Annotated in this window: 1 protein-coding gene; it reads right to left on the bottom strand. The window is 48.8% G+C overall.

The genetic code is table 11. The annotated features are described in order from the left end of the window. On the bottom strand, positions 1–11,055 hold an 11,055-nt coding region (locus WC734_06325), incomplete at both ends, for a hypothetical protein (GenBank protein ID MFA6198732.1).

The raw sequence follows: 11,055 nt of genomic DNA on the forward strand, positions 1-11,055 counted from the left end.
TTGTCCCGCCGGTGACGAACGTCACGTTATTGGCATCCGTCGTGCCGATGGTGCTCGTCGTGTTGAATGCATTACCACCTTGTTTGTGGTACAAACCGGAGATTGAAGTGCCAGCGAGGTAGAGGTTAGTAGTTGAAACATAACCCACGGCATCAATATTTGTAGACGATACATTCGTGGCATACAATCTCCTCCAATAATTCGCCGTGCCGCCGAGGTCGTAAGAATTCGTAGTGGATGGCGCGATCGTACCGGCGACTGTCAGTTTGAAGAGATACGGGTTTGTGGTGCCGATGCCGATGTTGCCTCCGCTCAAGATCGTCATCTTGCTGCTATTATTGGTAAAGAACACCAAGTCGTGATTGGTCATCGTGCCAAATTGAGCATTAGTACCTATATACGTCCCAAGACGAATGGTTCCATCAGTCTGCTCAATGCCATATCCGCTTGTTTGAACGGTCAGCTTAGTCGCTGGATTCACCGTCCCAATACCAACGTTGCCACCGCTCAAGATCGTCATCTTACTCGTGCCGGAGATGAAATCAATATTCTTACTGTCTGTATTGCCGATCGTGCTCGTGGTATTAAACGCGTTGCCGCCTTGTTTGTGGTAGAGGCCGGAGATGGAAGTGCCGGCGAGATAGAGGTTGGTGGTTGAGACGTAGCCAACAGCGTCGATGTTCGTAGAGCTGACATTGGTGACAAAAAGATGACGCCAGTAATAAGACGAGGAACCGAGATCATATGCGTTCGTGGATGATGGGCCGACGTTGCCTGCGGACGTGAGTTTAAAGAGGTAAGGATTATTAACACCCAAACCTATATTGCCGGCCAAAATATTGCCACTGTAATCACCCTGAGTACCGTTGCCCACTGCTAAAGTTCCTGTGGCATAACGCGATAGGCCCAAAGAATCATTTGATGCTCCATAAGATGCCCAATTAATCTGTCCCAATCTTCCAACGCGCAAGCCGTCAGCCAAAACATTTGTAACATTTTGTATGCCAAAACCAGCAGCCGAAGCGCCATTTGCATCCACGCCTAAACGCACAGTATTGGCGATTGAAAAACTTAGAGCACTTGTCGTGTAGTACAATCCGGTTCCCGCCTGAGCACTAAAGCCATAAGCCGGATTAGTATTAGTCCCGGATGCGGCAATAAATTTTGTACTTGAGACATAACCCAAGGCATCGACGTTAGTTGAGCTGACATTCTTTGCGAAAAGTTTTCTCCAATACAGCGAGCTGGTGCCCAAGTCATAAGTTAAGGTCGTGCCTGGCGAGACTTGGCCGTAAGCCAGTACGCCGGCTCCCATCAAAGTGCCGGAAGCATAAACTCCATTTGAGGTAAACAGACTCTTCCAGCGATAGTTAGCTGAACCAAGATAATATGAAGCAGTCGTGCCCGGCCTGAAGTCAGAGGTGGATGTCGCTCCAGCGAACTGGAGCCATTTGTTGGTTGTCGCGCCCTGATCCGTCACCTGCTGCAAGTTTGGATTGGCCGAGATGACTTGCGAGCCATTGACCCAAAGATTAGTCGTTGAAACATAACCCGTCGCGTCGATATTCGTCGAGCTAACATTCTTGATGAACAGCTTCCTCCAGTAATTGGATGACGTGCCCAGGTCATAAGTATTTGTCGTACGCGGCGTGATAGTGCCGCCAGCGTTGATGTCTGCCAAATAAGAAGTGCTGGAAACAAACAGGTTCTTCCAGCCATAGGAAGCCGTACCTAAGTCGTACGAGTTATTGGCATTGGGCCGAAGGTTATTGGTGTAGACGTTGGCATTAACCGTCAACGCGCCTGACAACGTGCCGCCAGTAAGCTGGAGATAGCGGGCGTCATGGTTGTGTGAAGTATCGGCTTTGCCCGTGATTAAGCTATCAATATCTTCCAGGCGCAAATCAAGCGAGCCAAAAATGCCGCGAGTCGCTGAATTTCTTGCTTCCAACACTTCAGTCTCGACAGTCGTGGAACCTTGTCCAGCCCAAGTAGCTCCGTCGTAGGCGACAACAGTCAAGCCGCGGATAATGGGCGTACTGCCCGTGCCGGCTGCCATGGTGGCCTTAATCTTTATCTGAGTACCTGGATAAACAAACGGCCAGAGAGTGTTCGCGGCAATCGGGCCTTCCCAGTGCACGCCATTGTCTGCTGAAATATACCAGGTTAAAGAGTTGCCTGTCCCTACACCACCGGTGTAATTGAATTTTGCCTGAGTGTAATTAGCTCCCGCCGAAGTCAAAATTGCATTGGTCTGGAAGACATTGGAGGCTTCATAGATAACTTGCGATTTGGCGATCCAATTGCCATAGAGCGGGAAATAATAATAACCATTGTATTGTGCTGGTGCAAAGTTATACCCGGCCGTAAAGACGTTGTTACCGGTTTGCTTACCAGCCGTGGCGATGACGAAAAAATTCTGGGCATTAATATCAAATATCAGGTAACCATTAGGAGATGAACCGTATTGCGAACCAAGCCAAATTTGATTCCCAATTTTGGATATGCTGTTGTGGTAGCTGGCCATGCCGGTTTCCGAATCAATCCGATGGAAAGTGTTGGCCACATAACCCGTTGTCTTGGAGATTTCCTGGAAACTGTTATAAGTGGAAAGCCAAACCTTGTCCGAATCAACCGGGTCTTGGAAAGAGCCGTAAACCGCATTCGTATAACTGTTTAGCCCAGGAGAGCCGCCGGCTACATAGCTTGCCTCAAGCGTCTCCGTATCCATGTTCCAGATGTAGAAACCGGTGTCGCTTGAAATATGCAGTTTATTGCCAACTACCTGCGAGTTCCAGACCGTAGCTGGCAACCCGGTCGCAACACCATAATTGGTAAAGGTTTGGGTATTAACATCAAACGCCTGCATGTATAGGCTGGATGGGAAAAGATATATCTTGCCGTTGTAGTACTGCAAAGTGTTATCGTAGTATAAACATGCGTTGCTCAATATCGTTGAATTCCCAGTGGTGTAGGTCGTGACAGTACCAGCGTCAATGTCAATCTTGTTCAAGCCATAACCGCTATAGCTCATTACATACAAATCATTATTCACTGTGTCCAAGGCCTGCGAGTTCCAGTAATTGCCAGGCAAGGCAGGACTAGAGGCTGTGTTGTATTCCTTGTAGATGGTGTCCGTAGCAAGATTAAAAATGTGAACGCCATAAGACCAGTCAGTTTCATACAGGTAGTTGCCGTTGACGATCAAGCGGCCCATTGGGTAAGCAGAATTGCCATATGAGTAGCCAGCAATGGGTATGCCATAAGCCCATGCGTCGTGGTCGTTTTGGACTGAGCCTACCTGGGTATTGTATGCGCCCGTTGTATTAACCAGATCAACATCAGATACGCCGGACGAAAGATTGACGCTCTTTAACGCGGCATTGCTGATGACTGATGAATAGTTGGTAACAATGCCATTTAAACGATCATTGAGTGTGCTGTAAGTCGTACGAGCGGTCACGATTTCTGGCACGCGATCGCCGGCGATATTGCCTGAATTATCGACGACAACCGTGGAACCCACGCCAAAGCCTCCGGTGGAAGTGACCGCGCCGCTGACCGAAATGCCATGTGAGAAACTGATCGGTCCGGAACTCTGAAAGCCTAATGCCGTGGAGCCGGTGCCTATGGTGAGCGCACTCGTGGCGGAGATCGTAGCCGACCCGCTGAATTTTAAGTTCCCTAGAATCTCAAGTCTTTCCGTGGGATTATTAACGCCGATGCCGACATTCCCCCCGCGGAGGATAGTCATCTTACTCGTATTATTCGTCAGGAAAGAAAGATCATTGTTGTCTATCGTCCCCAATGTCCCGGTCGTGGCAAAGGCATTGCCGTTTTGCGCGAAGTAATTGCCAGGCGTGAATTGAGAACCGTTGATGTAGAGTTGGGAAGTCGAAACATAGCCTGTCGCGTCAATGTTGGTCGAGCTGACGTTGGTGACAAAAAGTTTGCGCCAATTCAACGAGCTGGTACCAAGGTCATAGGTATTTGTCGTGCCCGGATTGACATTGCCATAAGTCACCACGCCGCCGCTCATGATCGTGCCAGAGGCATAGATGCCGCCCGTATTGCTGATGGTTAACCTATTTGTAAATGAGGCTGGATTGCCGGCTGATCCGGAAGCAGCCGTATAAAACGTAAAGTTACCGCTGGTGATCGGGTCTATATAAGTTGCAAAACCAGCCTGTCTGTATTTGAAGCCGCTACTGTAATAAGTGTTGGCATTCAAGCTTGTACCCAAGTCAAATTCCAAGCCGCTACGTGCGCGAACTGTGCCAGCCACATCTAAACGTTGGGTTGGCGCAGAGGTATTGATGCCAACCAAACCCGTGCCATCAATCGTTAGCCTGTCGTTAGTGCCAAGCGCGGTTGAAGAAGAAATTTTGAACTTACCGCCGTCGTTCTTGTCCGCGCCGATTGTCCAGCTTAAAGTCGCAGACGTGCTAGTGACATTGAAGCCCAGGTCAGCATTGCCGGCAGTTCCGGCCGCGCCGGTTCCGGTGATCGTCAATTTATTGGCAGGAGCTGTGGCGCCAATGCCAACGTTGCCTGATGTCAAGACAGTCATCTTTGCATCAGAGAGATTGTGGCCTGTGCCGATCGTATAGGCAGAGTTTGCTCCACCTCCGTTGTAAGCCGTTCCCGTCATCCAGTCCACCGTATCCGCAGTTGAGTATTTAAGTAGTGCATAACGGATATTGCTCGACCGATCAATCAGAACGCCTGTGAATCCGCCGGCATTTACATTCTGGAATTTAGCTACGTCTACGGCCGAGGCAGTGTCAGTATAAACATGCAACAACTTATTTGGATTGACTGTGCCGATTCCGACATTCCCTCCGCTCAAAATGGTCATCTTGCTTGTCCCGCCGGTGACGAACGTCACGTTATTGGCATCCGTCGTGCCGATCGTGCTCGTCGTGTTAAACGCATTGCCTCCTTGTTTGTGATAAAGGCCGGAGATGCTTGTGCCGCTCAGATACAAGTTAGTCGTCGAGACGTAACCCGTGGCATCGATATTTGTAGACGAGACGTTCGTGGCGAATAGTTTGCGCCAGTAATAAGAGCTCGCGCCCAAGTCATATAAGTTTGTAGTTGAGGGTGCGATTGTACCAGCGACAGTGAGCTTATAGAGATAAGGATTGACCGTACCAATACCGACGTTGCCAGTTTGACTTATAAGCATCCTGGAATCGGCCGTTGTTGGATCAAGCGCGCCTGTATTAAATGAAATTCCATAATATCCTGACACGAAGGTGGCGTTGCTGCCATTTATATTCTTTGATCCTAATATCCTTCCCTTGTTCTTGACCTCAATATAAAAAGGATAGGTGGAATCATATTGTTGAACAAGATCGGTGTAATAACCTGAAGGACTTGCTGCCGTAGACAATCTCAACTGACTGCTGTCGCTCGAAACCTCTAATTTCGTGATTGGATTCACCGTCCCAATACCCACATTGCCTCCGTTCAAAATCGTCATCTTGCTTGTCCCGCCGGTGACGAACGTCACGTTCTTGGCGTCTGTCGTGCCGATGGTGCTTGTCACTCCAAACGCATTGCCGCCTTGTTTGTGATACAAGCTACTGATCGAGGTTCCGCTGAGGTAGAGGTTGGTCGTTGAGACGTAACCCAACGCGTCGATGTTCGTCGAACTGACGTTGGTGACAAAAAGATGACGCCAGTAAGTAGAAGATGAACCTAGGTCATATGAGTTGTTGGCGGTTGGGACTATGTTGCCGGACGAATTGATTGCGCCGAGCCAAGATGTGCCGCTCACGGACAGGAGCGTGGACGTTACGTTGGAGGAAATTAATTTTTGAAGATAAGACGTGCTGGAAGCGAATACTCCGGCCCATGATTGGTTGATCAAGCCCAATCCTATGCTGTTGTTTGAGGTTGGGATTATGTCCGCAGTTCTGAATCTCACTTTTTCCGCACCTCCAAGCGAAACGCTTATATTGTCTCCCGAAAAGGAATAAAAACCAGAATTGGGATCGCCTTGGAACGTGTAAGAAGGAGCGGTAGCAGAACCTATGCCTGCAATTATTTTCGTACTAGAGACATATGTCAGCGCGTCAATGCGGCTGGATGAGACGTTGGTCGCATACAATCTCCTCCAATAATTCGCCGTGCCGCCGAGGTCGTAAGAATTCGTAGTGGATGGCGCGACAGAACCTGCGACAGTAAGCTTGAAGAGGTATGGGTTGGTGGTGCCAATGCCGACGTTGCCGCCATCCTTAAAGTACATGTAGTCTGTATAGTTGGCACCCGCCGCATCTTTTCTTCCAATGCCAAAACCATAACCAGTCCCGTCTGATTCATAAGCTAAATGCGCGATTTGTGGGTACGTACCTGTATCAAGGCCTGCTTGATTACCGCCTAAACCAGCTATAGCTAGTTTGCCGTGCGGGTTCACAACACCCACACCAACATTCCCACCGCTCAAAATCGTCATCTTGGACGTGCCCCCCGTGACGAACGTCACGTTATTGGCATCCGTAGTGCCGATGGTGCTTGTCGTGTTAAACGCATTGCCTCCCTGCTTGTGATACAGACCGGAAATTGAAGTGCCGCTTAAATACAAGTTAGTTGTTGAGACATAACCCAGGGCGTCGATGTTCGTCGAACTGACGTTGGTGGCGAAAAGTTTTTTCCAATAATAAGTCGAGTCGCCGAGAGTCCTAAGATTAGTAACATTTGGAATTACGTTGTTGCCAAACATGATCGCGGATGAAAGCACCGAACTGATTGTCATCCCGGCTGAAGATTGGAGGGTAGCCGTACCGTCGGATATCATGTTCATCTTGAAGAACCTGTTGCTAGTCGCGGCAACCAATCCCATGTCGGTCCCTGACGCAGTTACATTCCCTGAAGAATCGACGTAGAACTTACCGAGATTGTAACCCGTGGTTTTACCGAGTTTGATCGTCCTGTCCGCTAAAAGGTTGGTGGAGCTGACATAACCTGTTGCGTCGATGTTGGTGGAGCTGGCGTTGGTGACGAAAAGCTTGCGCCAGTAAGCAGCAGATGAACCGAGATCATATGCATTGTTCATCGTCGGCAAAATACTCGCGGTTGACGACACGCCATTGACGCGGATCGGATTGGTCGTCACGTAACCCTGATTGGTGACTTGCTGTAAATTCGGGTTGGCTGAAATAATTTGAGAGCCATTCACCCAAAGGTTGGTGGTTGAGACATACCCCAACGCGTCGATATTCGTCGAGCTGACATTTTTGACGAACAGCTTGCGCCAATACAACGAGCTGGTACCGAGGTCATAAGTTAAAGTCGTGCCGGGCGAAACTTGGCCGTAAGCCAACACTCCTGCTCCCATCAAAGTACCCGAGGCATATACTTCATTTGAAGTGAATAAACTCTTCCAGCGGTAGTTGGCTGAACCGAGATAATATGAAGCCGTCGTCCCCGGCCTAAAGTCAGAAGTCGAAGTCGCGCCCGCAAATTGGATCCACTTATTAGTTGTTGCACCCTGGTCAGTTACTTGTTGGAGCGTCGAAGTACTAATACTTACCTTATGATCTACGTAGTGCTTGGTGGCGGCATGTAAATCCAAAGTAGGATCACCGCCTAAAGTAAGCGTCCCCGAAATATCCGCATTGCCATTAATATCAATGAATGGCGCTGTTAAATCAATTTCCTCAATTGCATTAAGCTGGATCTGCGAGTTGGCGCCTAATGTATTAAGCACGATGTTAGCGCTTGGATTGCTGGTCTGTTGGGTAATGGAATTGGCACTAGTAATCTGAGTCTGGTTAATACTGGAGAAGGAAACGTTTCCACTGCCGGTGGATGTAAATAAGACATTACCCGAACCAGCAGAATTAAACTGGAGATTTCCGCTACCCGAAGTCTGCACTTGCAAGGTCTGGTTGCTATCCGCCGTAAAATTCATCTGGCCGCCCAAGCTTTCCAAAACCTTTTTATCGTTCATGTAAAGTGAATTACCGCCCATGAACACTTCTCCGACGTATATCGCGCCAAACCGAGTTGTGGTGGAACCAAGATCTATCGTGTTTGTAACGGATGGTATGATATCACCCGTGGTAGTTATGCCTCCAACCACGATCGGGTTGGTCGTGACGTAGCCCTGATCCGTGACTTGTTGCAAATTCGGATTGGCGGCAACCACCTGTGAACCATTCACCCAAAGACTTGTCGTCGACACATACCCCAAAGCATCTATATTAGTTGAACTGACATTTTTGACGAACAGTTTACGCCAATACAGCGAGCTGGTACCAAGATCATAAGTTAAAGTTGTGCCTGGCGAAACTTGGCCGTAAGCCAATACTCCTGATCCCATCAAAGTGCCCGAGGCATAGACTCCATTTGAAGTGAACAAATCCCTCCAACGCATACTTGCTATACCTAAATCATACAAATGATCTGTCGTCGGCAAGATGCTCGCAGTCGATGACACGCCATTCACGCGAATCGGGTTGGTCGTGACGTAGCCCTGGTTTGTTACCTGTTGCAAATTTGGATTGGCTGAAATAATCTGAGAGCCATTCACCCAAAGGTTTGTCGTCGACACATAACCCAAAGCATCAATATTGGTCGAGCTGACGTTCGTGGCAAAAAGCTTACGCCAATAGTTAGAGCTTGATCCTAAGTCATAAGTCAAAGTCGTCCGTGGGGTGATAGTTCCTCCGGCGTTGATGTCAGCCAGGTAGGAAGTGGAAGAAACGAAGAGGTTCTTGATGGCTCCGCTATAAGCACCGATGTCAGTTGAGTTGTTTTGATCAGGTCTTAGTGTTTGATAGAACCTGACTGAAGCGTTTTGGACTCCGTTGGCTGCCCCATTGCTCTGGGCATACATGTCCAAAAATGGATTTGATCCAACGGCAAAGATATAACCCTGTCTGGTGCCGGCAGGAGGAGTGGCCGTCAAAGGTTCATCGATTAAAGTCAAAGGACCTCCGGCGTCAGCGGTTAATCTGGTGGCTCCTGTATATATGATGCCGGTTGAAGTGACATTCCTGGCATATATGTCCCCTGTTGTCATGATCGTGCCGGAAGCATAGACATTTCTCCAGGCTAAAGTGGCAGAACCTAAGTCATACTGATTATTGACAGTTGGGATGATGTTGCCGGCCGCATTAACGGCTGCCAGGTATGAAGTACTGCCAACATACAAACTCCTCCAGGTATGGGCCGCTGAGCCTAAGTCATACGAGTTGGTCGTGGATGGCGCGACCGTGCCGGCGACCGTCAGTTTGTATAGGTATGGGTTAGAGGTGCCAATGCCGACGTTGCCCGTATTCTTAAGCGTCATCACGGCCGCATTGTTCGTGCCCAAGGTGAAATCATAGTTATCAGCTGTACCAAAGGCGAGGGGGGTATTATTGGAATAACCGGCCATTAAATCGGCATTGCTGACGCCAAGAGTCGTTCCAGCTCTTGTATCACCGCCTGCTAAAAACTGGAAGTTGTGTCCTGCTACGTTATTTGCGACAACCAATCTGGCATAACCTACCGTGTCAGTTGATTTGATTTGAACTGCTCCGGCTGGGCCATAAACCTCAAGCTGTGTGCTTGGATTCACTGTACCGATACCCACGCTTCCACTATTCAAGATAGTCATCTTACTCGTACCTCCCGTCACGAAAGTTACATTCTTGGCATCCGTCGTGCCGATGGTGCTGGTCGTGTTAAACGCATTGCCTCCCTGCTTGTGATACAGGCCTGAGATGGAAGTGCCGCTCAAATACAAGTTAGTTGTTGAGACATAGCCTAAAGCGTCAACGTTGGTTGAACTGACATTGGTGACGAACAGATGACGCCAGTAATAAGAACTGGCACCCAAGTCATATGTATTCGTCGTGCGCGGTGTGATTGTTCCGCCTGCATTAATGCCGGCTAAGTAAGAAGTGCTGGAAACATAAAGATTTGCCCAGGATAAAGTTGGAGAACCTAAATTTTTGGAATTATTGGTTCCTGGAGACAAGTTGTTGTAAACAGTAACCCAGCTTGAACCAACATCAAGTTTAAGCGAACCGCCCGAAACCAGTCCGACGCTATTATCAGAAGTATGGTATATGCCCGTATCTGGATCGCCTTGGAAGGTAAAAGCCGGGGCACCCACCGTGCCTAAACCAGCATAGAACCTGGTGCTTGAGACATAACCCAGAGCGTCAATGTTGGTGGAGCTGACGTTCGTGGCATACAATCTCCTCCAATAATTATCTGTGCCGCCCAAGTCATACGAATTCGTGGTTGATGGCGCGATCGTACCAGCGACTGTTAGTTTGAAGAGGTATGGGTTCGTAGTTCCGATGCCGACGTTGCCGTTTCTATCAATTCTCAATTTTTCAGTTGGAGTGACATTGGCATAATTTGTCGTTGTATAAAACGCCAACTCACCTTCAGAAAGTGCACCTGTCGGCACACCGATTCTGGCAGCGCCATTTGTATTTCCATTTATCAGAAAATCCAGCGACTGGACAGATGAGACTGCACTATAAGCTCCGTCAAGAACAAGCGTACCTTGAACAGTTGATGCTCCGATCGCTTCGCCTCTAACCACTAACTTGTTTTGCGGCGCTGTCGTTCCTATGCCGATACGCCCATTATTCAAGACTGTGATTCTGCTTGTATCATTCGTCTTGAACGTCAGGTTATAGTTGTCCGTCGTGCCAACAGTGCTCGTCGTGCCGAATGCATTGCCTCCTTGTTTGTGATATAGGCCGGAGATTGAGGTGCCGCTCAAATACAAGTTAGTTGTTGAGACGTAGCCCAGAGCGTCGATGTTGGTCGAACTGACGTTGGTGACGAACAGATGACGCCAGTAATAAGAACTTGCACCAAGGTCATATGAGTTGTTTGCATTTGGCCCAACATTGCCCGCGACTTGAAGCTTGAAGCTAGTTGGGCTGGCTGTATTGATGCCCACGTTCCCATTACCATCAATCACCAACCTATCGTTTGTCCCAAGCGCCGTTGACGATGAAATCTTGAATTTTCCTCCGTCCGCATGGTCAGCCCCGATGGTCCAGCTCGAATTGGCGCCAGTGGTCGTGGCTGTGAAGC

This window comes from Patescibacteria group bacterium (assembly GCA_041661625.1).
Taxonomy (GTDB): domain Bacteria; phylum Patescibacteriota; class Patescibacteriia; order JAHIZJ01; family JAHIZJ01; genus JBAZUB01.